Origin of the sequence: Caproiciproducens puteiluti (assembly GCF_052442865.1) — a bacterium.
Taxonomy (GTDB): Bacteria; Bacillota; Clostridia; order Oscillospirales; family Acutalibacteraceae; genus Caproiciproducens.
Map to the genome: position 1 here is coordinate 1,210,820 of NZ_CP194790.1, position 25,714 is coordinate 1,236,533.

At 50.6% G+C, this 25,714-nt stretch carries 22 protein-coding genes; 16 read left to right on the forward strand and 6 right to left on the reverse strand.

The genetic code is table 11. The features are described from left to right. Positions 1-55: 55 nt before the first annotated feature. From ACRQU7_RS05705 to ptsP, 3 genes are all read left to right on the forward strand, one after another. The gene (locus tag ACRQU7_RS05705) at positions 56-1,249 is read left to right on the forward strand and encodes a DHHW family protein (RefSeq protein ID WP_444644423.1); all 1,194 of its coding nucleotides are present in this window, start codon (positions 56-58) and stop codon (positions 1,247-1,249) included. A 117-nt stretch (positions 1,250-1,366) separates the two neighbouring features. Further along, positions 1,367-1,624, forward strand: a complete 258-nt coding sequence (locus tag ACRQU7_RS05710) for an HPr family phosphocarrier protein (RefSeq protein ID WP_038323116.1) — start codon at positions 1,367-1,369, stop codon at positions 1,622-1,624. 13 nt (positions 1,625-1,637) lie between these two features. Further along, a complete protein-coding gene (ptsP, locus tag ACRQU7_RS05715; RefSeq protein WP_444644425.1) occupies positions 1,638-3,266 on the forward strand; it encodes a phosphoenolpyruvate--protein phosphotransferase in 1,629 nt (542 codons plus the stop codon). Positions 3,267-3,338: 72 nt separating this feature from the next. On the opposite strand, the gene ACRQU7_RS05720 is transcribed toward ptsP, so the two are convergent. After that, positions 3,339-5,366, reverse strand: coding sequence for a heavy metal translocating P-type ATPase (locus tag ACRQU7_RS05720; RefSeq protein WP_444644427.1), 2,028 nt, complete (start codon positions 5,364-5,366; stop codon positions 3,339-3,341). Further along, positions 5,359-5,730 carry an ArsR/SmtB family transcription factor gene (locus ACRQU7_RS05725; RefSeq protein ID WP_038323119.1) on the reverse strand — a complete coding sequence of 124 codons (372 nt, stop codon included), beginning with the start codon at positions 5,728-5,730 and terminating at the stop codon, positions 5,359-5,361. The genes ACRQU7_RS05720 and ACRQU7_RS05725 overlap by 8 nt, the downstream gene beginning before the upstream one ends. Before the next feature lie 610 nt (positions 5,731-6,340). Between ACRQU7_RS05725 and ACRQU7_RS05730 the strand changes: the two genes are divergently transcribed. From ACRQU7_RS05730 to ACRQU7_RS05775, 10 genes are all read left to right on the forward strand, one after another. Further along, on the forward strand, positions 6,341-7,258 hold the full coding sequence (locus tag ACRQU7_RS05730; protein ID WP_141827574.1) for an ABC transporter permease: 918 nt from the start codon (positions 6,341-6,343) through the stop codon (positions 7,256-7,258). Positions 7,259-7,273: 15 nt separating this feature from the next. After that, positions 7,274-8,335, forward strand: a complete 1,062-nt coding sequence (locus tag ACRQU7_RS05735) for an ABC transporter permease (protein WP_444644430.1) — start codon at positions 7,274-7,276, stop codon at positions 8,333-8,335. Positions 8,336-8,346: 11 nt separating this feature from the next. Beyond that, positions 8,347-9,357 carry an ABC transporter ATP-binding protein gene (locus tag ACRQU7_RS05740; RefSeq protein WP_038323122.1) on the forward strand — a complete coding sequence of 337 codons (1,011 nt, stop codon included), beginning with the start codon at positions 8,347-8,349 and terminating at the stop codon, positions 9,355-9,357. Next, positions 9,354-10,322: an ABC transporter ATP-binding protein gene (locus ACRQU7_RS05745; protein WP_038323124.1), complete on the forward strand. Its 969-nt coding sequence runs from the start codon at positions 9,354-9,356 to the stop codon at positions 10,320-10,322. Before ACRQU7_RS05740 ends, ACRQU7_RS05745 begins: the two co-directional genes overlap by 4 nt. A 72-nt stretch (positions 10,323-10,394) precedes the next feature. Next, on the forward strand, positions 10,395-12,050 hold the full coding sequence (locus ACRQU7_RS05750; protein WP_444644433.1) for an ABC transporter substrate-binding protein: 1,656 nt from the start codon (positions 10,395-10,397) through the stop codon (positions 12,048-12,050). A gap of 391 nt (positions 12,051-12,441) precedes the next feature. Then, complete coding sequence (locus tag ACRQU7_RS05755) at positions 12,442-13,623, forward strand: ABC transporter substrate-binding protein (RefSeq protein ID WP_444644435.1); 1,182 nt, start codon at positions 12,442-12,444, stop codon at positions 13,621-13,623. Between the two features lie 117 nt (positions 13,624-13,740). Then, on the forward strand, positions 13,741-14,622 hold the full coding sequence (locus ACRQU7_RS05760) for a branched-chain amino acid ABC transporter permease (protein WP_038323126.1): 882 nt from the start codon (positions 13,741-13,743) through the stop codon (positions 14,620-14,622). A 12-nt stretch (positions 14,623-14,634) separates the two neighbouring features. Further along, the gene (locus ACRQU7_RS05765; RefSeq protein ID WP_444645511.1) at positions 14,635-15,651 is read left to right on the forward strand and encodes a branched-chain amino acid ABC transporter permease; all 1,017 of its coding nucleotides are present in this window, start codon (positions 14,635-14,637) and stop codon (positions 15,649-15,651) included. Between the two features lie 3 nt (positions 15,652-15,654). After that, the gene (locus tag ACRQU7_RS05770) at positions 15,655-16,416 is read left to right on the forward strand and encodes an ABC transporter ATP-binding protein (protein WP_141827579.1); all 762 of its coding nucleotides are present in this window, start codon (positions 15,655-15,657) and stop codon (positions 16,414-16,416) included. Position 16,417: 1 nt separating this feature from the next. Beyond that, positions 16,418-17,131, forward strand: coding sequence for an ABC transporter ATP-binding protein (locus ACRQU7_RS05775; RefSeq protein ID WP_081928211.1), 714 nt, complete (start codon positions 16,418-16,420; stop codon positions 17,129-17,131). Positions 17,132-17,164: 33 nt separating this feature from the next. Here the strand turns inward: ACRQU7_RS05775 and spoIID are convergent, their stop codons facing one another. Beyond that, complete coding sequence (gene spoIID, locus ACRQU7_RS05780; protein WP_444645513.1) at positions 17,165-18,235, reverse strand: stage II sporulation protein D; 1,071 nt, start codon at positions 18,233-18,235, stop codon at positions 17,165-17,167. A gap of 392 nt (positions 18,236-18,627) precedes the next feature. Here spoIID and ACRQU7_RS05785 point away from each other — a divergent pair, with 392 nt between their 5' ends. The 3 genes from ACRQU7_RS05785 (at position 18,628) to gap (ending at position 22,135) form a co-directional block, all read left to right on the forward strand. After that, positions 18,628-20,001, forward strand: a complete 1,374-nt coding sequence (locus ACRQU7_RS05785; RefSeq protein WP_444644438.1) for a citrate/2-methylcitrate synthase — start codon at positions 18,628-18,630, stop codon at positions 19,999-20,001. Positions 20,002-20,021: 20 nt separating this feature from the next. Next, entirely contained in the window at positions 20,022-21,014 is a 993-nt protein-coding gene (locus tag ACRQU7_RS05790; protein ID WP_444644440.1) for a hypothetical protein, read from the forward strand. A 101-nt stretch (positions 21,015-21,115) separates the two neighbouring features. Further along, a complete protein-coding gene (gap, locus tag ACRQU7_RS05795) occupies positions 21,116-22,135 on the forward strand; it encodes a type I glyceraldehyde-3-phosphate dehydrogenase (RefSeq protein WP_038323130.1) in 1,020 nt (339 codons plus the stop codon). Positions 22,136-22,362: 227 nt separating this feature from the next. Here gap and ACRQU7_RS05800 read toward each other — a convergent pair whose 3' ends face one another. The 3 genes from ACRQU7_RS05800 to ACRQU7_RS05810 all read right to left on the reverse strand — a co-directional run bounded on the left by ACRQU7_RS05800 (position 22,363) and on the right by ACRQU7_RS05810 (position 25,279). Further along, positions 22,363-22,842, reverse strand: a complete 480-nt coding sequence (locus ACRQU7_RS05800) for a PTS sugar transporter subunit IIA (protein WP_444644442.1) — start codon at positions 22,840-22,842, stop codon at positions 22,363-22,365. A gap of 93 nt (positions 22,843-22,935) precedes the next feature. Then, a complete protein-coding gene (gene nagE, locus ACRQU7_RS05805; RefSeq protein WP_444644444.1) occupies positions 22,936-24,405 on the reverse strand; it encodes an N-acetylglucosamine-specific PTS transporter subunit IIBC in 1,470 nt (489 codons plus the stop codon). Positions 24,406-24,451: 46 nt separating this feature from the next. Beyond that, on the reverse strand, positions 24,452-25,279 hold the full coding sequence (locus ACRQU7_RS05810; protein ID WP_141827584.1) for a PRD domain-containing protein: 828 nt from the start codon (positions 25,277-25,279) through the stop codon (positions 24,452-24,454). Positions 25,280-25,714: the final 435 nt, after the last annotated feature.

Sequence of the window (25,714 nt, forward strand, 5' to 3'; positions counted from 1 at the left end):
GAAAGTCGATTCCCATACATGATAAGAATTGCATCTGTATTTTTAAGGGGATAACATGAAATTATTTCTGAATATAAAAGAAAATAGTAAGAAGTGTGAGATCGAAGCCGTCGTTGTCACTACGGTTCTGCTGGTGACGATCCTGACCGGTGCCATGTACCTGATCTTTGCTCCGAAACAGGATTTTTCAGAAGATGAAAACCGTGTGCTGGAGTCAGCCCCAAAAGTGACGCTGGCCTCCCTCGCGAACGGTTCCTTTATGGATTCCATAGAGAGCTATGTCGGCGACCATTTTATGTTTCGCAAGGCATCGATTGCGCTCAATACCCGCATCCAGCTGATGATGGGGAAACGGGATCTCAGTTCCAACTACGGACAGACCCCTGCGGAAGGCGGCGTATATTTCGGAAAAGACGGCCATCTTTATGAAGTGCTTTTGCCAAACCATACCGATACTTTTGCACGCAATGTGGCTGCAATCCAGCTCTTCGCGAAGAACACGGATCTTCCGTTCTATTTTATGCCCGTGCCCTCCGGCGCGCAGGAGCAGCAGGACAGGCTTCCTTTTTCCGCGCCAAGTCATGACCAGCGTGAGGAATTGAACACTATTCAGGCCGGTGCGGGGGAGAATACAAAGGTAATCGATCTCTTTGATACGCTGAGTGACCGGACAGGAAACGATTATTACTATAAGACAGATCATCATTGGAACACTTTCGGCGCCTATAAGGGCTACGAGGCGCTTGTAAAGGCCATGAATATACAGCCGACTCCGCAGGAGGATTTTGATTTTGAAGCGGTTTCGGATTCCTTTCTGGGAACGCTGTATTCCAAAGCGATTTTGACCACACAGGAGCCCGACGTGCTGTATCTGCCGGTATATAAAAAGACGGCTGTACTGACACAACAGACCGGCAAGCAGCAAAGGGACAGCCTTTACTGGAAAGAATACCTGGAAAAGAAAGATAAATACTCCGTATTTCTCGGCGGAAATCATAGTGTTGACGTCGTAAAGAACTCCGCAGTGAGCAACGGCAGGAAGCTGCTGATTATCAAGGATTCGTATGCGAACAGCATGGTGCCCTTTTTGGCGACAAATTTTCAGGAAATTCATATTATCGACCCAAGATATTACAATCAGGATATTTATGACTATATTCAACAAAATGCAATCACAGATACGGCTGCGGTCTACAGTATTAAGCAGCTTTGTGATGTATTAGTGGCAAATAAGTTGAGTGTACGGTAAAAACAGTGATTGACAAATCATGAAAAATTGATACAATATTTTTAGTCATATTTACAAAATAGAAAATTTGATTATTAGGAATATTAAACTATAAATTTTAAGAAAGGTTTGGTTAGTGTGCAGGCGTTCCAACATATTGTAAAGGATGAAGTGGGGCTTCATGCAAGGCCGGCGGGGCTCCTTGTAAAATTGGCGTCTTCCTGTTCATCGGACATCAGCATTACGTTTCATTCCAAGAAAGTAAGCGCTAAGAAATTATTTGCCGTTATGGGCCTTGGTGCGAAAAAGGATGATGAAATTACCATTACGGTTGAGGGTGAAAATGAGGAGGCGGACTGCCTGAAAATCAAAGAATTCTGTGAACAAAATCTGTAAGGTTGGTGGTAAGATGAAAAAAATACACGGAGTCGCTGCATCAAAGGGTTATGCAATTGGAAAACTGACCCTTTGTGTCAATATTGACGATCATATTCAAAAAAAGAGCATTACGGACGTTCCTGCGGAACTGTCCCGGCTTAACTCCGCCAAAGACGCGGCGGTAGAGGCACTCAACGAAATTTACAGGAAAGCGCTTAAGCGTGTTGGCGAAGCAAATTCCATGATATTTCAGATACATATCATGATGCTTCAGGACGAGGACTATTACAACACGATTCAGGACGCAATCAAAAATGACAAAGTGAACGCTGAATACGCCGTATGGCAGGCGGGCAGGCAATTTTCCGAGATGTTCGCGCAGATGGACGACGAGTATATGCGCGGCCGCGCGGCGGACGTTGTCGATATCTCCAAGAGGCTGATCCGCAATCTTGACGAAACCCTTGCCAACGGACTGGACTGCCTGACCGACCGGTCGATTGTCGGCGCGGTTGATCTGATGCCCAGTGAAACCGTACAGATGGATAAGAACCTTGTTCTTGCCTTTGTAACGCGCGAAGGCTCTAAAAGCTCCCATTCGGCCATCCTGGCCAGAACGATGGGCATTCCCGCCGTGGTTGGGCTTGCCGGCGGATACGGCGAGCTGACAGACGGGGCTTCCCTTATTGTAGACGGCGCCGCGGGAGACGTTATCCTCGAGCCGGACGAGCAGACGCTTGAAGAGTATCGGAAAAAGCAGCAGGAATTTGAAAACTATCAGCATGAATTAAATCTGCTGAAAGGGACCAAGGCTGTTACAAAGAACGGAACGGTCATTGAAATCAACGCGAATATCGGCCATCCGGAAGATGTCTCCATGGTGCTGGAAAACGATGCGGACGGCATCGGCCTTTTCCGCAGTGAATTCCTGTATATGGAAAGCAAAAACTTTCCCAGTGAGGAAGATCAGTTCAAGGCCTATAAAAGGGTGCTGGAAAAAATGGGCGGAAAGCGCGTGATTATCCGTACGCTGGATTTGGGCGCGGATAAACAGGTGCCTTATCTTGACATCCCGCACGAGGAAAACCCCGCGATGGGCTACCGTGCGATTCGCATTTGTCTGGATCGTCAGGAGCTTTTCGTTACCCAGCTCAGAGCACTGATCCGGGCTTCCGCTTTTGGAAAGCTGGCCATTATGTTCCCGATGATTATTTCGGTTGACGAGGTAAAACAGATTAAGGAAATTGTGGAGAAGGTCAAAAAGGATCTGACCGCTGAGAAGATCGTGTTCGCTCCGGATATTGAGATAGGGATTATGATTGAAACGCCTGCTTCGGTCATGCTGAGCGATCTGCTTGCGAAGGAAGTCGATTTCTTCAGCATCGGCACCAACGACCTGACGCAGTACACGCTGGCTGTCGACCGCATGAACCACACCATTTCCAAGATGTTCGATTCGCGCCATCCCGCAGTGCTGCGCATGATTGAGAAGACGGCGGAGAGCGCAAAGAATGCCGGCATCTGGGTGGGCATCTGCGGGGAATCCGCTGCGGATACCACGCTGACGGAATTCTACGTTAAAATCGGAATCAGCGAGCTTTCGGTCACTCCGTCCGCGGTGCTTGAGCTGCGCAAGGCGGTCCAGCAAGTCGAATTATAAGATCACATAAAAACAGCCTTCCGTTCAAGCTGAACGGAAGGCTGTTTATTTTAACAATAGGAAGTTGTACAATTAACGGAATTTCAAAATCCTTGTCGCGTTGATCACGGAAATGATGCAGACGCCCATATCCGCGAATACGGCCATCCACATGGAAGAGTAGCCGAGCGCCGCAAGGACAAGCACCAATGCTTTGCAGGTAAGCGCAAAGGCAATGTTGAAACGGATGATCCCCATCGCGCGGTGCGCGATACGGATGGCGGGCGCCAGTTTGGACGGTTTATCCAGCGTAAGTACAACGTCGGAGGCTTCGATCGCAGCGTCGGTGCCAAGCCCCATGGCGACCCCACAGTCGGACGCGGCCAGTACCGGGGCGTCGTTGATGCCGTCACCGACGAAGATGGTTTTTCCGGTCTCTCTGCGGATGCTTTCCATAATGGATACTTTATTTTCCGGAAGAAGTCCGGCGTGGTACTCCGTAATTCCGCAATCCTCTGCGGCTGCGGCCGCGGAGCTTTCGTTGTCTCCGGTCAGCATGACAATCCGCTTCAAGCCGATTTTTTTCAGCAGTCCGATTCCCTCTGCGGAATCGGACTTCACGGTGTCGCTCAGCTCTATGCTGCCTTCTACGACGCCGTCAACCGCGATAAAAATGGAGGCGGGGGAAAAGTTCTCCATATTCAGTCCGTTTTCTTCAAAAAGATTTCTGCGGCCGCAGATGACTTTTTTACCGTCCATCATCGCGATAACGCCGTTGCCGGGAATTTCTTCAGCCTGCTCGGCGGGCAGAAGCTCCGCACCGGCAGCGGCCTTTATCACCGCTTTCGCGGCGGGGTGGGAGCTGTACTGCTCGGCAGAGGCCGCGATCCGCAGAAGTTCGGCTTCGTCCAGACTGCCCAGAACGTTCACTTTGCTCAGCTTCAGTTCGCCGCTGGTCAAAGTTCCTGTTTTATCGAATACAACCGCGTCGGCCAGCGCAAGAGCTTCTAAAAACCTGCCGCCTTTGATTAAGACGCCGTTTTTGCTTTCGGCGCCGATCCCGGCGTAGAACCCGAGCGGAACCGAGATGACCAGCGCGCATGGGCAGGAGGCTACCAGAAAGACCAGCGCGCGGTAAAGCCAGACACGGAATTCGCCCAATCCAAACAGAGGGGGAAGGATCATCAGCAGGACGGCAAGCACCATTACCAGCGGGGTGTAGATTTCCGCAAAGCGGGTGATGAGCTTTTCCGCCCTGCCCTTTCGTGCGGCAGCGGATTCCACCATGGCAATGATCCGGGAGGCGGCGGAATTCTGAAGGTCGTGCGTTACTTCAACCGTCAGGGGACCCTGTTCGTTCATCATGCCCGACAGGACCTCGCAACCGGCGGAGGCGTCGATAGGAACGCTCTCTCCCGTCAGCGCGGAAGCGTTCAGTGTGGAGGTCCCCGAAAGGACGGTGCCGTCCAGCGGGACCCGCTCAAAGGGATAGACCGCGATGGTGTCACCGACCTGCACCTCCTGCGCGGGAACAATCGCTTCGTTTCCGTCCCGGATTCTCCGCGCAGTATCCGCACGGATTTCCGCGAGCTTGCCGATGCTTTCGCGGGAATTATCGATCGCCTTGTCTTCAATCATTTCTCCCAGCTGATACAGGATGGCGACCATTGCCGCTTCCAGGTACTGCCCTAAGCAGAAGGCAGCGATCACCGCGACCGCCATCAGCGTGGTTTCATCCATTCTGAGCTTCAGAAGGGAACGCCAGCCGCTTCTGAATACGCGCCAGCCGGATAAAACAACCGACAGGCCGAACAGGATTCCCTGGATCAGCGGCGGCGCCTGGAAAATATGTTCCGAAAGAAAGCCTGCCGCAAAGAACAGCAGGGAGGATATGATTTCTATTTTAAATCGGTTCGAGTTTTCCTCTTCTTCGTTTTCTTCTCCCTCACAGTGGCTGCATCCGCAGCCGCAGGAGGAGGCTAAAGCAGGCTGGACTTTTTCATCTCCGTGGCTGTCATGGCCGTGTTTCTGCTCGTGACACTCTTCGTGTTCATGGTGCTCGTGGTCATGCGCGCAGCAGGAGCAGCGAGGTTCGCATTGTTCATTCTCGTATTCATGCATGCGGGTTTTCCTCCTTTACGTGGTTTAAGCCCTGTTCAAACAGCAGCCGAACATGATCGTCGTCAAGGGAGTAAAAAGAGGATTTTCCTTCGCGTCTTACCCGTACAAGGTGGGCATTGCGCAAAAGACGGAGCTGATGGGAAATGGCGGACTGGCCCATGTCCAGCACTTCCGCGATATCGCAGACACACAGCTCGTTTTCAAACAGCGCGCAGATGATGCGGACTCTGGTGGTATCGCCAAAGACCTTGAATAATTCCGCAAGGGCGAACAGTGTATCCAGATCGGGCATGCTGTGGAGTGTATTTTCAACAAGATTGGGGTGAATGCATTTTTCTTCGCATAAGTCGGTTATTTCTTCCATTATAATCACTCCTGTTCATATGAACATATATTCATTTGTTTGTTCCATTATATTCCGATTCAACGGTTTATGCAATGAATTTTTAAAAATAATAAAATTTGAAAATAGCCGTCGGATTCTCTGATCATTCTAAACACCAGGGAAAACTATGTACAAAACGCGCGTGCAGGCACAATCTGCCGCATCGCAGGAATTGGCGCGGTACGCGGTTGATTTCAGGGACAAGGGCCTATCAAAACAGGATTCCAAATTATGGGGGAACAAAAGCTGTGCCTCAATGGGCATACGTTTCCGCCGATTCGCTTTTTTGAATATTAGAAAAAAAAATATGCAAAAAATCAGAATATTTAAGAGTATTCCACATAATTAGCTTGTATTCTGAATTGAAAATTGATATAATAACAAAATAAGGTAAGGTATGTAGGACACATCCGGACAAGGGTGTGTCCTACATAGGCGTATGAAGGTAAATGATAGACTGTGTTGAATTAAGGACATATTTGTGATATAATTTCGTATTGTATTCCTTTTAGGATACCCGGTCATATTCATTTGATGCGTGAAATATGATATTGCCTTCTGCAAACAGGAATTTTAAGGAGTGGCTGTAGTGACAAACTATGTGATAAAGCGTATCGCCTATGCGCTTTTGACGATTTTTCTGATTTCCGTCATCACCTTTGCGCTGATGAACATGATACCCGGAGGCCCGTTTTTAAGCGAGAAAGCGGTTTCGCCGGAGACGACACAGGCTTTAAAAGTAAAATACGGACTTGATAAACCACTGTATGTGCAGTACGGGAATTATATGAACAATTTGCTGCATGGTGATTTCGGTCTGTCCATCAAGCAAAAGGGCAGGACCGCCAATGATATTATTTTTTCAACGTTTCCCGTTTCGGCAAGGCTTGCCGGTATCTCAATTTTACTGGCGCTGATTATGGGCGTGACGATGGGTTCCGTGGCGGCGTTGAACAGAGGGAAATGGGCCGACAGCTTGCTGATGGTCATTTCCACCATGGGAATTGCCGTGCCGGGCTTTGTTGTCGCGTCTTTTCTGCTGATTACGTTTGGCGTAAATCTGCACGTGTTGCCGACACTCGGCCTGAAAACGCCGCTGCATTATATCATGCCGGTTGCGGCGCTGTCATTTTATCCAACGGCGTATATTACGCGCCTGATGCGTTCCAGCATGCTGGACGCGCTCAATCAGGACTACATACGTACGGCAAAGGCGAAAGGCGTAAGTAAATTTTCCATGCTGTTCAAGCATGCGCTGAAAAACGCGATCATTCCGGTAATCACTTATGTCGGCCCGCTGCTTGCCTACACGATGACCGGAAGCTTCGTGGTTGAGAAAATATTTACGATTCCGGGTCTGGGCCGTGAATTTATCAATTGTATTACCGGCCGCGATTATCCGATGGTGATGAGTACCACTCTTTTCCTTGCCATTTTATTGGTCTTTATGAATGTGATTGTGGACATTTGTTACAAACTGGTTGATCCAAGAATTAAACTGAAGTGAGGAAGGCAGGAAAAGATGTTGGACGATATAAAGCTCAAAAAGAATCCCTTTAGCCTCCAGTTGAACGCAGATGACTTTTTGCCTGCCAGCTCGGATGAAAAAGAATCTTTGGTGGTGATGCGCGAAAGCACAACCTACTGGAAAGACGCAATGCAGCGTTTTGCTAAAAATAAAGTGGCCATGGCCGCAATGGTTGTCATTGTGTTCGTTTTGGTCTTTGCGTTTATTGTTCCTAATTTTTACCCGTATCAGTATGACCAGCAGATCCGCGGAAGCGAAGATTTGACGCCGATGCAGTACTCGGAGATGGAGTTGAAAAGCATTTCCCAGGGGGAGAGCGTTTTTCCGCATATTTTCGGTACGGACAGCTTCGGGCGCGACCTTGGTATCCGCGTGATGATCGGCGCCAGAATTTCCCTTCTGGTCGGCTTGATTGCCAGCGCGCTGGTCCTTTTGATCGGCAGCATCTACGGCGCGATTGCCGGCTACTTCGGCGGCAAGGTCGATATGATCATGATGCGTATCGTGGATATTATTTACTCTGTGCCGGATATGCTGATTATTATTCTTTTGCAGGTAACTTTGAAAACACCGCTGACTCAGCTGTTTGACAGCAATCCCGCCTTTGAGGGATTGCAGAAGATCGGAGTCGGGCTGATCAGTATTTTTATTACCTTCAGTCTGCTGTACTGGGTCGGTATGGCGAGAATCGTACGCGGCCAGATCATGACGCTGAAGGAACAGGAATTTGTTACGGCGGCAAGGGCGCTGGGCGCTTCAAACCGTCAGATTATTGCCAAGCATCTGCTTCCGAACTGCATCGGGACGCTGATTGTTACAACAACCCTGCAGATTCCTTCTGCAATCTTTACGGAAGCCTTTCTGAGCTACCTTGGACTGGGCGTTGCGATTCCCATGGCCAGTCTTGGTTCGCTTGCTTCCGACGCACTGGGCGGAATCAACGCGTTTCCTTACCGTTTGATTATTCCTTCCATTGCCATCAGCCTGATTATTCTGTCATTTAATCTTTTCGGTGACGGCCTGAGAGATGCGTTCGATCCGAAGCTTAAGAAATAGGAGATTTGAAAATGAGTTCAAATTGTTTGCTTGACATAGAAAACCTTCAAGTTTCCTTTTTTACCCCCGCCGGAGAGGTAAAGGCCGTCAGCGGCGTATCCTATACGCTTGACCACGGCGAGGTGCTTGGAATCGTTGGAGAATCCGGAAGCGGAAAAAGCGTATCCGCTTACACTTTGATGGGAATTATTGCCGACCCCGGTAAAGTGGTGGGCGGTACCGTTGAGTTTAACGGACACCATATTGAAAAAATGAAAGAAAAAGAGTTCCGGAAAATGCGCGGCAGCGAAGTCAGCATCATTTTCCAGGACCCGATGACCTCCCTGAACCCGGTCTATACCATTGGGAACCAGCTTACCGAAATGATACGTCTGCACACGGACAAGAGCAGGGCGCAGTGCAAGGCGAGAGCCACCGAGCTTTTGGCTCTGGTTGGTATGAACGAACCGGAAAAACGCATGAAGCAGTATCCGCACGAATTTTCGGGCGGTATGCGCCAGAGGGTGATGATCGCCATGGCGCTGGCCTGCGAGCCAAAGCTGCTGATTGCCGACGAACCCACCACGGCGCTTGACGTTACCATTCAGGCGCAGATTTTGGAACTGATGGTGGAGCTGAAAAAGAAAATTAATATGTCGATTATCATCATCACGCATGATTTGGGCGTTGTCTCCGACGTTTGTGACCGCATTGCGGTCATGTATGCCGGCAAGATCGTTGAAATCGGCAGTACGGACGATATTTTTTATAATCCTAAGCACTGTTATACGGTCGGTCTTTTGAACTCCGTCCCGAAAATCCATGAGCAGGGGCACGAGAGACTGATTCCGATTGAAGGGACCACTGTTGATTTGCTGTATCCTCCGGCGGGCTGTCCGTTTGCTTCCCGCTGCGACAGGTGCATGAAAATCTGCCTGAGGCAGATGCCGGAGTTTACCGAGATTTCTCCGGGTCATAAAAGTGCCTGCTGGCTCTTACAGAAAGAGCAGTTGGAGAATGCCGGGGAGGGAAACACAAAATGAGCGAAAAGCTGTTGGAAGTTCAGCATCTTCAACAATATTTTCCGGTAAGCGGAGGTATATTCAAGACAAATTATGTGCAGGCTGTTGATGATGTCAGCTTTTATATCAATAAGGGAGAGACCCTGGGGCTGGTTGGAGAAAGCGGCTGCGGAAAGACAACGACCGGAAGAACCATCCTGCGGCTGTATGAGCCGACCGGAGGAAAAATTATCTATAACGGGGAAGATGTCACAAATGTGGACTTTGCCCCTTACCGTAAAAAAATGCAGATTGTTTTCCAGGACCCTTACGCATCCCTGGACGCCCGCATGACGGTCGGCGACATTGTCGGCGAACCGATCGACATCCATAATCTGGCTTCCGGCCGCAAGGAGCGTAACGACAGAATCCTTTCCCTGCTGGAGAGAGTAGGGCTGAATTCCGAGCACGCAAACCGCTATCCCCATGAATTTTCCGGCGGACAGCGCCAGAGAATCGGCATTGCGCGCGCGCTGGCGGTGAATCCCGAATTTATTGTGTGCGACGAACCGATTTCCGCACTGGATGTTTCCATACAGGCGCAGGTTGTCAATATGTTTGAAGATTTGCAGCAGGAGATGGACCTGACCTATCTGTTTATTGCCCACGATCTTGCGATTGTAAAGCATATCAGCAACCGGATCGGGGTAATGTATCTGGGAAAGCTCGTCGAGCTTGCGGACAGCGATTCGCTTTATGACCACCCGATCCATCCCTACACGCAAAGCCTTCTTTCCGCGATTCCGATTCCGGACCCGAAGATGAGCCGTGCAAAAAAGAGAATTGTGCTTGAGGGCGACGTGCCCAGCCCGCTGAATCCGCCTTCCGGCTGCCGCTTCAGAACCCGCTGCCCGTACGCGACGGAACAGTGCGCGGCTGAGGTGCCGGAATTCAAGGAATATGAAACGGGTCATTTTGCGGCCTGTCATCGTATCGGGGAGTTTTAACAGGTTTTAATTTGCATTGCAAATTGAAATAATCTGAAGAGAAAAATAAGAAAGAAATTGGAGGGATTTTTAATGAAAAAGAAAATTGTCGCCCTCGTTCTTGCGTCGGCGATGATGGTTTCCGCCTTTGCAGGCTGTGGAAACGGTGCAGCCGTCTCCTCTGCCGCAGAAGGAACAGGCAGCAAGGCGCCGGCCAGTCAATCGCTGAGCGTCAGCCTTGGCGCGGAACCGGCCACTATGGATCCGGCCTTGAACCAGGCGGCGGATGTTACCACCGTTATGAACCATCTGTTCGAAGGACTTACCCGCTATTCATCTGATCATAAGATTATCAATGCGCAGGCGAAAGAAATCAAAAAGAGCGACGACCATAAAACGTATACGATTACGCTCCGTGACGACATTAAATGGTCTGACGGCAAGCCGGTGACCGCAGGTGATTTTGAATACGCCTGGAAGAGAGTGGTCGATCCGAAAACAGCTTCCCAGTATGTTTATATTTTTGATCCGGTTCTCAACGCGAACGAAATTGCCGCGGGAAAAATGGATAAAGATAAGCTGGGTGTCAAGGCTACGGACGATAAGACGCTGGTCGTGACCTTGAGAGCTCCGTGCGCGTATTTTGATGAGCTCCTTTCCTTTACGGCTTATTTCCCGGTCCGTAAGGATATTGTTGAGGGGAACGATACCTGGACGCAGGACCCCAAAACCTATATTTCCAACGGTGCTTTCAAGCTGAAGGACTGGAGTCATAAAGAGAGCATTACGGTAGAGAAGAACCCGAATTACTACGACAAAGATAAAATCAAACTGGATACCTTGAAATTTGTTCTGTTGGAAGACGATTCGCCAAGACTCGCCGCTTACCAGAATGACGAAATCAGTTTCTGTTATACCATTCCGGTTGAAGAAATCGCTACCTGGCAGGATAAGCCCGATTTCAAAATTCTGCCGGATTTAAGCACAAACTATTGCATTTTTAACTGCGAGAAGAAACCTTTTGACGACATAAGAGTCAGAAAAGCTTTCTCCCTTGCGATCGACCGCAATTATATTGCTGAAAAGGTAACGAAGAAAGCCCAGGCTCCCGCCGGCGCTTTTGTACCGACCGGTCTTCAGGACGAGGACTCCTCGAAGGGGTTCCGCGATGTCGGAGGAGATTATATTTCCATTAAGTCGGAAGATTATGAGAAAAATGTAGCCGAAGCGAAAAAGCTTCTCGCGGAAGCCGGTTATCCGGACGGCAAGGGCTTCCCGTCCGTTGAGTATGTCACCAATCCCGCTTCCATGAATAATGCGCTTGCCGAAGCACTGCAGAATATGTGGAAGACCGAGCTGGGCATTAACGTTACGATTTCCCAGCAGGAGTGGTCCGTGTTCCTTGATACGCGCAACAAGGCCAACTTCCAGATCGCCCGCGGCGGATTCGGCGTTGATTTCAACGATGCAGTTTCCATGCTTGATCTGTTTGTGACCAACGGCGGCAACAACAGCGGTAAATATTCCAATCCGGAATATGATAAACTGATTGAGCAGATCAAAGCAACGGACGACAACAAAGTCAGAATGCCGCTTCTGCACCAGGCTGAGGATATTCTGATGCGTGATATGGTGGTTGCACCGACGACCTATCGTACCCGTATTGTTTTGTTGAACCCGAAGGTGAAGGGATACTATCAATCCCCGATGGGCTTCGACTACTTTATGTATGCTTCTGTAGAAGGCTGATTCGTTAAAGAGCTTTTAAGCGTTCCCGTTTTACGGGGACGCTTTTTTGCACAATTTTATCTCTATTTGAATGATTTGGATAGGTTATACTGCACCAGAACAAAATTTTACTGGTTTAAAGCAATAGTTAAGCGATAAATTTGCAATATGCGGAGCACAATATTTCATTTATATACGACCGAAGATTAAAAAGCAAATAAAAACTGTTAATTTTTACGATTTTATGAAATAAAACGAATAATTGTAAATATGCAGTTGCAAATATACTTCATCAGTAGTATAATCAAAAACATTAGAATATTAGGATCAGGGCATGAAGCCGGGTTGTTTCGGCAACTCGGCTGTAGAATAAAAATGCGAAGAGACTATTTTACTTGGGAGGTAAAACATGATGAAAAAGCGTTTATTGGCAGCTGTTTTGGCGGCTGTAATGCTTTCTGCTTCTGCAACAGGCTGCGCTCAGGGAGGCGGGAACACGGACTCTGCGGCTGCGGGCAGTGCCGGTGCGGCTGGTGAAACAATTAAAATCGGCGGACTTGCGCCGCTGACCGGAAACGTATCCGTTTATGGTATTGCTACAAACAACGGCGTTAAGCTGGCCGTAGATAAGATCAATAAAGCCGGCGGCGTCCTTGGAAAGCAGATTGAATACATCTCCTACGATGAAAAGGGCGATGCAATCGAGGCTGTCAATGCTTACAACAAGCTTGTACAGGACGATAAGGTAGTCGCGCTGGTTGGCGACGTTACCTCTAAACCGACCATTGCCGTTGCGCAGAAGGCGGTAAAAGACGGCCTGCCGATGATTACGGCTACCGGCACCGCGGCGGACATTACAAAGGCCGGCGACAATATCTTCCGCGCCTGCTTTATCGACCCGTTCCAGGGCGAATTGATGGCTGCCTATGCGGCTCAGAAGCTCGGCGCAAAAACCGCTGCCATTATCTATGACAACGGTGACGACTATTCCACCGGCGTTGCAGATGCTTTTGAAGCTGCCGCAAAAGAAGCCGGCATGACCATTACCAACAAAGAAGCCTATCAGAGCGGAAGCGTTGATTTCAAATCACAGCTTACAAAGATTAAGGCCGGTAACCCCGACGTCGTTATGGTTCCGGTTTATTATTCCGATGTAGCGCTGATTGCTGTACAGGCGAAGGACGTCGGCCTGAGCGCGAAGCTTCTCGGTGCGGACGGCTGGGACGGCGTTCTTGAAAAGATTGACAAAAGCAACCTCGACGCCGTGAAGGATTGCTATTTCTGCAGCCAGTACTCCGCTGAAAGCTCCGATCCCGATCTGCAGGCTTTCCTGAAAACCTACAAGGAAACCTACAACACGGATGCAAACATGTTTGCTGTTCTGGGCTATGACGCCATGGGCATGATGGTCGCCGCAATCGAGAAGGCCGGTTCCACGGATTCCGACAAGATTGTCGAAGCGCTCAAAGGCATTGAATACAAGGGCCTTACCGGCAACACCACCTTTGACGAAAACCGCAACCCGGTCAGAGAGGCTGTCATTACGACCATTGCGGATGGAAAATACAAATTTGTAGAGAACTTTAAAAAGTAAGTTTACCCATTCTGTTTAGGAATTAAAATGGGAAAAGAGGGTGAAGAAATTCGCCCTCTTTTCGGGTTTTCTGCGAACAATATCACTGTTTCAATTAAATGCAGGAGGGTGCGGTTTATGGATTTCTTTTCGCAAATCATCAACGGCCTGGGTATCGGCAGCATTTACGCGCTGGTCGCTCTGGGCTACAGTATGGTTTATGGTATCGTTCAGCTGATTAACTTTGCGCACGGCGATATCATTATGGTAGGCGCTTATGTCGTATTTGTTATCTTGGTTATGATGAATCTTCCCCTGTGGCTTGCAGTGCTGGGTTCGATTATTTTCTGCGGGCTTGCCGGCGTTGTGATTGAGCGCGTAGCATACCACAGGCTTCTGGTCCGGGACGCACCCAGAATTTCCCTGCTGATTACGGCAATCGGCGTCAGCATCTTTTTGCAGAACCTTTTCCAGCTGCTGTTTGGGTCGGATGCGAAATCAATGCCGAAAATGTTCTCTTTCAGCCCGCTGCAGATCGGTGAACTGCAGATTACTTCGTCCACGGTTCTGAACATTCTGGTATCCGTCGTCATGATGGCCGGGCTGCAGCTCATGGTCAGCAAGATGAAGATCGGAAAGGCGATGCGTGCGACCTCTGAGGATGCGGGTGCCGCTAAGCTGATGGGCATCAACACAAACACTACCATTGCCTTTACATTCGGCATCGGTTCGGCCCTGGCTTCCGCGGGCGCGGTGCTTTACTGCAACACATATCCGCAGATCAAGCCGATTATGGGCGGTCTGCTGGGCCTGAAAGCATTTGTCGCCGCCGTGCTGGGCGGAATCGGCAGCATCCCCGGCGCCATGCTGGGCGGCTACCTGCTGGGCGTTGCCGAAAGCCTGACGAACGCCTATATCAGCAGCAACCTGACGGACGCCGTGGTATTCGGAATCCTGATTATCGTTCTGCTGGTAAAGCCCGCGGGTCTGCTTGGCAAAAATACAAGGGAGAAGGTGTAACGAATGTTGGGTATTTCAAGAAGAAAAAAGATTTCTTACATTGTGAATCTGGTGATCGTTATCCTTCTGTATGTGGTCTTTACCATGCTGATCCGCCAGGGCGTTGTGAATAGCTATTATTCCGATATTATCAACATGATGTGCATCAACATCATTATGGCCGTCAGCCTGAACCTTGTGACCGGCCTGCTGGGCCAGCTGGTTCTGGGCCACGCGGGATTCATGCTGGTGGGCGCGTACGCCGCGGGTCTGTTCACCCTTCACTCCGGGCTTCCGCTTCCGGTCGCGTTCCCCATTGCGCTGGTGCTGGGCGGCCTGGTTGCGGCGCTTTTCGGCGTTATCATCGGCGTGCCGGCCCTGCGCCTGAAAGGCGACTATCTGGCGATTATCACCCTGGGCTTTGGGGAAATCATACGCGTAATCGCCAACAATTTGACCATTACCAACGGGGCGAAGGGCCTTTACGGCATCGACTCCCTGAACTCCCGTCATAACCTGACGGCGATGTTTACCTATATGTTCTTTATCGCTGTTCTGGCGATCTTTATCAGCTTTACCTTTGGGACTTCCCGCCACGGCCGCGCCGTTATCTCCATCCGCGAGGATGAAATCGCCGCGGAAGCCTCGGGCATCAACACCACCTATTACAAGCTGCTTGCGTTTATTCTGGCGGCATTCTTTGCCGGTGTGGCGGGCGGACTTTACGCGCACCAGATCGGCCTTATCGACCCGTCGAAGTTCGACTTCAACCGTTCGGTGGAAATCCTTGTAATGGTCGTGCTGGGCGGCATGGGCTCGATTACGGGCTCCATTATTTCCGCGGGCGTGCTTACCGTTTTGCCGGAAGCGCTGCGCGGGTTTTCCAGCTACCGCATGCTGCTTTATTCCATCGTGCTGATCTGCGTGATGCTCTTCCGTCCTACCGGGCTGCTGGGCCGCAGCGAATTTTCGCTGATGAAAACAGTGGATAAAATCAAAGGTGCTGTAAAAGGGAAAAAGCAGGACCCGGCTTCGAATAAGGAGGGCTAACCGATGTCTGTACTGGAAACCAAAAATCTTGGAATTGCTTTCGGCGGCCTTCAGGCCCTTGAGGATGTGCATTTCTCCATCAACGAAGGGGAAATCATCGGCCTGATCGGGCCGAACGGAGCGGGAAAAACCACCGTTTTCAACCTGCTGACCGACGTTTACACGCCGACCAAGGGCGTGATTGAGCTCGACGGAAATAACATTGTCGGCAAAAAGACCTATCAGATCACCCAAAACGGGATTGCGAGAACCTTTCAGAATATCCGTCTGTTTAAGGACGCCACCGTCATTGACAACGTAAAGATCGCGATGAACAGCCAGATGAAGTATTCCGTTCTGGCGGGGATGTTCCGCCTCCCTTCCTACCGTAAGGAGGAGAAGGCGGTATCCAAACGAGCGCACGAGCTTTTACAGGTTTTCAGCCTTGACGAGCATGCGCACGATCTGGCGAAAAACCTTCCCTACGGCAAGCAGCGCAAGCTGGAAATTGCCCGTGCGCTCGCGACCAATCCGAAGGTCCTGCTGCTTGACGAGCCCGCGGCCGGTATGAACCCGACCGAGACCATGGAGCTGATGGAAACCATCATGCTGATCCGTGATAAATTCAATGTTGCGATCCTGCTGATTGAGCACGATATGAACTTCGTCATGGGGATCTGCGAACATATTGTGGTTCTGGATTACGGCAGGATCATCGCGGAAGGTTCCGCGGAAACGGTGCGCAACGATCCGAAAGTGATCGCCGCGTATCTTGGAGGTGAGTGATATGGGAGTTATGCTGTCGGTAAAAAACCTGGACGTTTTCTACGGGTCCATCCATGCCATTAAAAACGTTTCCTTTGAAGTGCAGGAGGGGGAAATCGTTACCCTGATCGGTGCGAACGGCGCCGGAAAGACCACAACGCTTCATTCCATTTCCGGACTTATCAAGCCGAAAAACGGCGAGATCACCTTTATGGACAACGATCTGCGTACGACGGAGCCCCACAGGATTATCAAGCTCGGGCTGGCTCAGGTCCCGGAGGGAAGGCGTATTTTTTCCAAAATGACCGTGCTCGAAAACCTGGAGATGGGCGCGTATATCCGCAATGACGGCGATAAAATCGAAGACGACTTTGAAAAGCTGTTTGAGCGCCTGCCCCGGCTGAAAGAGCGCCGCAAACAGATTGCCGGTACGCTCAGCGGCGGGGAGCAGCAGATGCTCGCAATCGGACGCGCGCTGATGTGCAATCCGAAAATGCTTCTGCTGGACGAACCGTCCATGGGCCTTTCCCCGCTTCTGGTGAACGAGATATTCAGCATTATCCGGGATGTAAACCAGTCGGGCGTTACCGTCCTGCTGGTTGAGCAAAACGCAAAGAAGGCGCTGGAAATCGCCAACCGCGCCTACGTTCTGGAAACAGGAACGATCGCCATGGAAGGCGATGCGGATGAGCTTGCAAATGACGAGAAGGTCCGCAAGGCTTATCTGGGCGGCTGATGTGAAAAGGCGGAAGCTTTGCTTCCGCCTTTTTTATGTAGCAATCGCTGTCAGCGAAGTGGTGGGATAATACCACGCCAGAATCTGTTTGTAGGTCGACCCCTGCGAAGCCATGTAATCCGCGCCCACCTGGCTCATGCCGACGCCGTGTCCGTATCCCTTTACCACAAAGGTAAAAACATTGTCCTTACAGGTAAGGGTGAAGTTTGCCGAACGCAGCCCGAACGCGCTGCGCGCGTCGTTGCCCGTTACGGAGACCCCTCCGATCTCTATGGTTTTCACGGAGCCCGCGGTGGTGCGGCTGACGGCTCCGACCCATTTGGCCGCGTCCGTTCCAAGGCTTGCCTTCGGAGCGGCTTTCAGGGCAGCCGCTTTGAACTGGTCGGCGCTGAGTGTGACCGTGGTCTGATACCCGCCGGCGAATATGTCTCCGGGGCTTGCGACGGAGACCAGATAGCTGCGCTTTCCGCCCCAGATGTCTTCGGAGGTTTCCGTTTTGCCGGAGGAAATGGCGTAGTAGGTCGCGTCGGCAAGATCATTTCCGCTTTTGAGCACCTGCCCGTATACGGCGTTTACCACCTGCGTAAGTTTGTTGTAGTATTCGTCAAACTTAGTTCCCCAGCGCTCCTGCATCTGTGCTTTGGTGACGTAAATCTGCCATCCCTGTGTGTCCGCGGAGAAATCCGCGCCCTTGAGCGCAGCCGTGGGATTGGTCTTTTCCTGTGTACGCAGACGGCTGTAATAGGTATACGCGGCGACGCCCTGCGCTTTCAGCGCTTCCGGCTGGGATTCGGGAGACATTTCGGTGACGATTGCGCCGTAGAGAAAATCCCGGTCATTTACCGTCAGAATCTGATTGCTCTTGGTATCGAGTATCTTGAATTGGGCCGTATTCTGGGCCGCGGGCGCGCTGCTTTGCGGTGTCTGGGATACGGGCTGGGACTGCGGTTTTGCCTGCGACTGCTGGCCGGACTGTACGGCGGACGAAGAACTTTTGGAGCTCAGCTTGTCTGTCTTGTCCGGAATTTTCGCACCCATGGATAAAAACGGGGTCAGGAACATTATCAGAAAAAGCAGAAGTCCCAGTAAGGTTTTGCCTTTCATTTTCAACCACCATTCCTCCGTGCAGTATAGAATCGGCTGATAAGCGGCTGAATTTTGCACGGAAATCTCAGCGGCTTATCCACGGTTTGGCTGGTCCGTTTTCTGAACAGGAAAGCTACCGTATTACATTTTACATGAGCATATTAAAGATTATTCATAAAATTATAAATATATTTCATCACAGGCGGAATTTGACATAAAAATGAAATTTTTGAATCTTTTTGCTGCAAAATCAGTGATTCTGCAATGCAAGGTTACTTGACTTTGATTTCGCGGTGATATATATTATATACTAAAGTGTTTATAGGAGATATTGGCGTCGCCGTCGGTTCTTCCACGCGGAGCGGGACGGCTTTTTTTATTGAATTTGCGTGGGGAAATGGTGTACTGATATGGCAGAAATTGTACTTGAGCAGGACAATCCGGGCCTGAAGAGCCTGTGTGCTGAATTCAGGGCGAACAATAAAATTCCGCAGGACAAATTTGAATTATATCAGGTCAAGCGCGGCCTGCGCAACCCGGACGGCACGGGCGTCATGGCGGGCCTTACCACGATCTGTAACGTACACGGCTACTTAATTGCAGACGGTGAGCGTATCCCGGACGAAGGCAAGCTTACCTACCGCGGGATCGACCTTCGGGAGATCGTGGAAGGATGCCTTGCGGAAAAGCGTTTCGGATATGAGGAAGTCGCGTGGCTTCTGCTTTTCGGCGAGCTGCCGAACGCGCAGCAGCTGCAGACCTTCTGTAAAACCCTGAACAGCTACCGCGAGCTTCCGGAATATTTTGCGGAGGATATGATTATCAAGGCGCCGTCCAAGAATATTATGAATAAGCTGGCGCGTTCCGTGCTGGCCCTGTATTCCTACGACGACAATCCGGACGACACCTCCCTCCAGAATAACATGCGTCAGGCCATCCAGCTGATTGCGCGGATGCCCACCATCATGACATATGCCTATCAGGTGAAGCGCCGTCATTTTGACAAGCAGAGCATGTATTTCCACCCCATTGACCCTTCCCATTCCACAGCGCAGGCTATTTTAAACGCGATCCGTCCCGACCGCATGTTTACCGATGAGGAGGCAAAGCTGCTCGACCTCTGCCTGATTCTCCATGCGGAGCACGGCGGCGGCAACAACTCCACCTTTACCGCGCGCGTGCTTTCTTCTACGGGCACGGATATTTATTCCTCCATCGCGGCCGCGATCGGCTCCCTGAAGGGCCCCAAGCACGGCGGCGCCAATCACAGGGTCATGATGATGATGAACGAGATCATGGAGAATGTGCATAACTGGGAAGACGAGACGGAGCTTGGGAATTACCTTGAAAAAATCGTCCGCGGGGAAGCCTGCGACCGTTCCGGCCTGATTTACGGCATGGGACACGCGGTTTATACGCTTTCCGACCCGCGTGCGGTCATCCTGAAGACAAAAGCCCGCAAAATGGCCGAAGAAAGAGATATGCTTCAGAAATTCGAGCTGTTCGAGCGCGTGGAAAAGCTTGCGCCGGCGGCTTTTTCAAAGGTCAAGGGGGAGATGAAGGTCATTTCCGCCAATGTCGATTTTTACTCCGGGCTGGTCTATGAGATGCTTGGGATTCCGAGCGACCTGTTTACGCCGCTTTTTGCGATTTCCCGTATTGCGGGCTGGTGCGCCCACCGCATAGAGGAAATGGAGACCTGCGGCAGGATTATGCGTCCGGCGTATCGTTCCCTGTCGAAGAGCAAACCGTACATATCTCTTGACAAACGAAACGCAAAGTAAGATTGGAAGGACAGAACATCATGAATATTAAGAATGCCTGGATTGTATTCGCAGTTGCCCTGCTGATTACGCTGCCGACCAGAATTTATCAGATACTGTTTCTGATGGATCAGGATACCGGCTTTTATATCGACGGCATGAAAACGACCGCGTTTGTTTCCGCCGGTCTTGCGGCGGGGGTCCTTCTGCTGGTCCTGATGTGCTTTCTGGATAAGGGAAAAAAGCCGAAGTACAGCCCGATCAGAAGCCTTCCCGCGGCGGTGTTCGGCACCCTGGCCGGACTGGGGATCATCCTGCAGTACGCTGTCGGCATTTTCACCTCGGCTGAATCAGAAAATCCCGTTCCTTCCGTTCTTCTCGCGCTGATCGGCATTTGCGCGGGCGGAGTGATCATCCTGACCTCCTATCAGTTCGCGACGGGCGGCAACACCTTTGAACATCACCCGCTTCTGGCGCTGCTTCCGTCCGTATGGGGCTGTGCCAGCCTTGTTTCGCTGTTTATCACCTATGTGGCGGTGGTCAATGTCTCGGAAAATATTTACGACACGTTTGCGGTGATCTTTCTGCTGTTATTCCTGTTCGCCCAGGCGAAAATGTTCGCGCGCATAGAAGATGAAAAAAGTGGAAAAATGGTTTATATGTTTGGCCTTCCGGCGGCGCTGCTTTTGCTGGCTACCGGAATTCCGGGCACGTTAATGGTCCTTTTCAACCTTCACAGTGCCGGTACTTTCCCGGTCGGGCTGTACCCGGTGAATGTTTTGCTGGCGCTGTACGTGGTGCTGTTCCTGATCCGGTATGCGAAGATCGGGGAGGACAAGCCCCAGCCCGACGAAGAGCTTCCGGCGGAGGAACCCCGGGTCAGCGCGGCTGTAAGCGAAACGGCGGACAATGCGGGGGACGAACTCTCCGACGGCGTTCTGAAAGAGGAGAGCTGCCTGGAATTTCTGGCAAAAGCGTATCACAGTCAGGAGCAGTTCTGTGAAAGGATGAAAAGTCCTTTCCTTCGGAATTAAGATGAAAAAAGTTAGTTAAAATTATGTCAGATGGCTTGTAAAACATCTTAAAATGCTATAAAATAGGATAAGAAAGATTAAATTTCAGGAGGTATATTTTTATGTCTGTTAAGATTGGCATCAACGGGTTTGGCCGTATCGGCCGCCTGGTCTTCCGTGCAGCTGTCGCTCAGCCGGAAACATTTGAAATTGTTGGTATCAATGATCCGTTTATTGACGTTGACTACATGGTTTACATGGTGAAATACGACACCATGCACGGCCGCTTCCAGGGTGATATCTCTGCCGAAGACGGCAAGCTGGTTGTAAACGGCAAAAAGATCGGTGTCTTTGCCGAAAAGGATCCTACCCAGATTCCGTGGGGCAAAGTAGAAGCCGAGTATGTTGTAGAGTCCACCGGTGTGTTCTGCACAACCGAGAAGGCTTCCGCCCATATTACAGCCGGTGCAAAGAAGGTTATTATTTCCGCTCCTGCAAAGGATAAGGAGACCCCGACTTTTGTCTGCGGCGTTAACCTCGACACCTACACAAAGGACATGAAGGTCGTTTCCAACGCATCCTGCACCACGAACTGCCTTGCTCCTTTGACAAAAGTAATCAACGACAAGTTTGGCCTTGTGGAAGGACTTATGACGACTGTTCATTCCACCACCGCCACCCAGAAGACTGTTGACGGTCCTTCTAGCAAAGACTGGAGAGGCGGCCGCGCCGCATCCGGCAACATCATTCCTTCCTCCACCGGTGCTGCAAAAGCATGTGCGCTTGTTATTCCTGCAGTCAAGGGCAAACTGACCGGTATGTCCATGCGTGTTCCCACACTGGACGTTTCCGTTGTCGACCTGACCGTCAGCCTTGCAAAACCGACCACCTATGAAGAAATCTGCGCAGCCGTTAAAGAGGCTTCCGAGAACGAAATGAAGGGCATCCTAGGCTACACTGAGGACGCGGTCGTTTCTTCCGACTTCCTCGGCGATCCCCGCACTTCCATCTTTGATAAGAATGCCGGTATCATGCTGAACGACCACTTCGTCAAGCTCGTATCCTGGTACGACAATGAGTGGGGCTATAGCAACAAGGTTCTGGACCTGATCAAACACATGAATGTTGTTGACCATAAATAATTTATCTTATGGTTGAATTCTTTTAAATGCTCAGCACCCCACAGCGCGCAGTTGCCCGCTGTGGGGTGCTTTATTTGTCGCATTTCTCTTCTGACAGTCCGGCAATCGTTCGGCTGTTGCCCGCACAGGGATTTTCAGCTTTGCCCGGAATTTGCTGCAAACAAAAAAGGAATGTCCGCTGACTGCGCAACATCCCTTTTATTTTCCAGATTAACAGGCGGCCGGCTTCACTGCTTGCTGAAGCTCATGACGACCGATTTACCGCCGGATACATTGCCTTGCTCGTATTCGAGGTTTTTGACCGCGTCAAGATTGGTAATGATACAGGGAGAAATCGTGCTGTAGCCCTTTTCCGCGATCGCCTGAATATCCATATCCATTACTTTTTCCCCTGCGGCGATATGCTGGCCGACCTCTACATGGCAGGTAAAGCCTTCGCCGTTCAGTTTTACGGTGTCGATTCCAAGGTGAACCAACACTTCGATCCCATCGTCGCTTTCTATTCCGATTGCGTGGAGCGTATGCGCGATTTGTACGATTGTTCCGGATACGGGCGAATAAACCCCGTTTTCCGAAGGAAGGATCGCAATTCCGTCGCCTAATATTTTATCGGCAAATACAGGATCGGGTACTTCGGTTATTAAAATGGCTTTTCCGGTTTGTTGAGCTAAAATGGTTTGTTTCTTATTTCTGCCGAATAATTGCATGATAGACCTCCGATGTTGATTTCAACGAATGATAATAATAAAGATCGTTTCCCTCCCCCATTTCGGGGGAGGGAAACAAAAAGGAGAGATGGATCAGGCCGTCGCGTGGTCGTGGCCGGGGAGGTATTTTTTCATTGCGTCAACCAAAAGCTCTGCCTTTGTGCCGACGATGACTTGGGTAACCTGGGTGCCTGCTTTCATGACGCCGGAAGCGCCGAGGGCCTTGAAATCTTTTTCATTCAGCTCCTTGTTGCTGACAAGGGTCAGGCGGATGCGGGTGATACAGGAATCGATCTCCTTAATATTCTCTGCACCGCCGAGCGCCGCTATGTATTTCTTCGCAATATTATCGAAGCCCTGATCTTCAACCAGCGCGGAGAAGCTGCTGGTTTCCTCGTCGTCTTCACGGCCCGGTGTTTTCAGGTTGAATTTCTTGATGAAGAAGACGAACAGGAAGAAGTAAACAACAGCGAATACAAGGCCGACCGGGATAATCATCCAGCCGTTTGCCGCCTTGGTCCAGTTGATGAGGTAATCGAAAAGTCCCGCCGAGAAGGTGAAGCTGTCGCGGATGCCGAGCATGTTGCAAACCACCAGGGAAAGACCTGTCAGAGCGGCGTGCAGAACAAAGAGGACAGGCGCGAGGAACATGAACATGAATTCGATCGGCTCTGTTACGCCGGTCAGGAACGCGGTCAGCGCAACGGAGAAAAGAGCGCCGCCGACAATTGCTTTATTTTCTTTCTTGGCGCATACATACATGGCCAGGGCAGCCGCAGGAAGCGCAAACATCATGATCGGGAAGAAACCGGCGGTAAATACGCCGCCGTGGGGATCGCCGGCAAAGAATCTCCACAGGTCGCCGGAAACGGTTTTACCGTCCGCGCCCGTGTAGGTGCCGAAGTTAAACCATACGGCCGTGTTCACAACGTGATGCAGGCCGAAGGGCAGGAGCAGTCTGTTCAGTGTGCCGTAGATGAATTCGCCGAGTCCGCCGCTGCCGGTCATCCAGTTTGCAGCCGCGTCCAGACCCTTTTGGAAGGTCGGCCATACGGTACCGAGCAGGCCGCCGATCACAAGGGAGAAACCGCCCGTGACGATTGGAACGAAACGTCTGCCGCCGAAGAACGCGAGCCAGTCGGGCAGCTTGGCGCTGTGGAACCTATTGTAGCACAGACCGGCGATGACACCGGCGATGATTCCGCCGAAATGCGCCATGTTGATTTCGGTGATTCCTTCGGGAAGGCCCGCCGCCGGCATGAAAATGCTGCCGATCTGCAGGGCATGGTTGACGGCCTGGCCGGCCGCATTGAGTACGAAATAGGCGACCGCTCCGGCCAGACCCGCAGCGCCGTTATTGTCTTTTGCAAGACCTACCGCAATACCGATTGCAAATAAGAGGGGAAGATTGCTGAACAGGGCGTTGCCGGAATCCGCCAGAAGGGGAATATTGAGCATGTCGCTCTGCCCCAGTCTGAGAAGAAGACCCGCGATCGGCAGCGATGCAATAGGCAGCATCAATGCCTTGCCAAGTTTTTGTAGTGCCGCTAAAACTTTTTGCATTGTTTTTCCTCCTAAAAATATTTTGAATCGAGTTCCCTCGAATAGGTCACAACTGTTTCAGCTTTTCAATATCGACCGCAATAAAAGCGATCGCGTCCTCGCTGAGCTGGACGTCCATCTCATCATAAATCATTTTAGCGACCTGCAGCGCCGTCCGGTAGGAATCGAGCATGCTCAGCTTGACTTGCTGGTTCAGCTTCATGACGATCGGATTACGGTTGACGGTCAGCGTAACCAGACAGTGCAGGGAAAGCAGAAAGCTTTTTGCGGGCGCGTGGGTGTTGTCAAGCCTTTTGTCGATGGCAATTCCCACCATGCTGAGTATTTCGCTGTAGACGCGGGTGCTCTTCATGGCGGAACGGATATGCCGGTTTTTTCTGGCGGAGTAGAGGTGGAGCGCAATAAAGCCTGTCTCACCGTCCCCGATTTCCACGCCGATACGCTCTTTGATGATCTCGGCTGCGATCTGTGCGGTTTCGTATTCCCTGCTGTAAAGGATTGCGATTTCACCGCAGAACGGATTGTCGATCGGCAAGCCCATATGTAAGCATTCTACCGCGAAGGTGATATGATCCAGTAAAGCGCCGTAAAGCTTGCTGTTGTCAATGTGAAGCCTTTCGCGCGCCACCTCTACAATTTCTCTGGTGACCTCCTCCACCTGCTGGACCTGGGAGTCGATCTGTTTCAATTTTGCGGAGTTGACGCTGTCCTCATGGATATAAAATATTTTCCGGTCTTCCGCGCTGTCCTGGATTTTTTCTCCTACCCTTTTGCCGAAGCCGATTCCTTTGCTCATGAGGACAACCTGATTTTCCTCTTCGTCCTGAGCCAGGACCGCGTTGCTGTTCAGAACCTTAGCTACCCTGTAATTCATTTACATCCCCTCAACTTGAATTTTGATTGAAATAGCGGTCCGCTACGGACAGACGACCGCATGTCTGCCTGTATACGCCGAACGGGAAGAGGAGCCGCGGGCCGGGTTTCGTCAGAATTCTCACACAAAAATAAAAGGCATAAACTACCATGAAAATTAAAATTCCATGAAAGCTTATGCCTGATCGAATCAGTTACACACTCTTAATATTCTTTTAACAACTTCTATTATACCGGTCGCAAAAGATTTGTCAATATAAAATTTAAATTAAATACATAAATTTTATTTTCAATCCCATATTCATTGTTGAATTTGACTACTTTTTTACGTAATTTTTAATTCTTATGCACAATCATTAACCGAAAAAACCTTTCGGAAAATAGAAGCCGGAGTTCCGGCGGCTTATTTCGTCGTTACAGTTGAAAACAGGCTGGT

Coding starts and splice junctions, on each gene's coding strand:
- ACRQU7_RS05705 (WP_444644423.1), top strand. CDS start 56: ATGAAATTATTTCTGAATATAAAAGAAAATAGTAAGAAGTGTGAGATC.
- ptsP (WP_444644425.1), top strand. CDS start 1,638: ATGAAAAAAATACACGGAGTCGCTGCATCAAAGGGTTATGCAATTGGA.
- ACRQU7_RS05720 (WP_444644427.1), bottom strand. CDS start 5,366: ATGCATGAATACGAGAATGAACAATGCGAACCTCGCTGCTCCTGCTGC.
- ACRQU7_RS05725 (WP_038323119.1), bottom strand. CDS start 5,730: ATGGAAGAAATAACCGACTTATGCGAAGAAAAATGCATTCACCCCAAT.
- ACRQU7_RS05735 (WP_444644430.1), top strand. CDS start 7,274: ATGTTGGACGATATAAAGCTCAAAAAGAATCCCTTTAGCCTCCAGTTG.
- ACRQU7_RS05740 (WP_038323122.1), top strand. CDS start 8,347: ATGAGTTCAAATTGTTTGCTTGACATAGAAAACCTTCAAGTTTCCTTT.
- ACRQU7_RS05745 (WP_038323124.1), top strand. CDS start 9,354: ATGAGCGAAAAGCTGTTGGAAGTTCAGCATCTTCAACAATATTTTCCG.
- ACRQU7_RS05750 (WP_444644433.1), top strand. CDS start 10,395: ATGAAAAAGAAAATTGTCGCCCTCGTTCTTGCGTCGGCGATGATGGTT.
- ACRQU7_RS05755 (WP_444644435.1), top strand. CDS start 12,442: ATGAAAAAGCGTTTATTGGCAGCTGTTTTGGCGGCTGTAATGCTTTCT.
- ACRQU7_RS05760 (WP_038323126.1), top strand. CDS start 13,741: ATGGATTTCTTTTCGCAAATCATCAACGGCCTGGGTATCGGCAGCATT.
- ACRQU7_RS05770 (WP_141827579.1), top strand. CDS start 15,655: ATGTCTGTACTGGAAACCAAAAATCTTGGAATTGCTTTCGGCGGCCTT.
- ACRQU7_RS05775 (WP_081928211.1), top strand. CDS start 16,418: ATGGGAGTTATGCTGTCGGTAAAAAACCTGGACGTTTTCTACGGGTCC.
- spoIID (WP_444645513.1), bottom strand. CDS start 18,235: ATGAAAGGCAAAACCTTACTGGGACTTCTGCTTTTTCTGATAATGTTC.
- ACRQU7_RS05785 (WP_444644438.1), top strand. CDS start 18,628: ATGGCAGAAATTGTACTTGAGCAGGACAATCCGGGCCTGAAGAGCCTG.
- ACRQU7_RS05790 (WP_444644440.1), top strand. CDS start 20,022: ATGAATATTAAGAATGCCTGGATTGTATTCGCAGTTGCCCTGCTGATT.
- gap (WP_038323130.1), top strand. CDS start 21,116: ATGTCTGTTAAGATTGGCATCAACGGGTTTGGCCGTATCGGCCGCCTG.
- ACRQU7_RS05800 (WP_444644442.1), bottom strand. CDS start 22,842: ATGCAATTATTCGGCAGAAATAAGAAACAAACCATTTTAGCTCAACAA.
- nagE (WP_444644444.1), bottom strand. CDS start 24,405: ATGCAAAAAGTTTTAGCGGCACTACAAAAACTTGGCAAGGCATTGATG.
- ACRQU7_RS05810 (WP_141827584.1), bottom strand. CDS start 25,279: ATGAATTACAGGGTAGCTAAGGTTCTGAACAGCAACGCGGTCCTGGCT.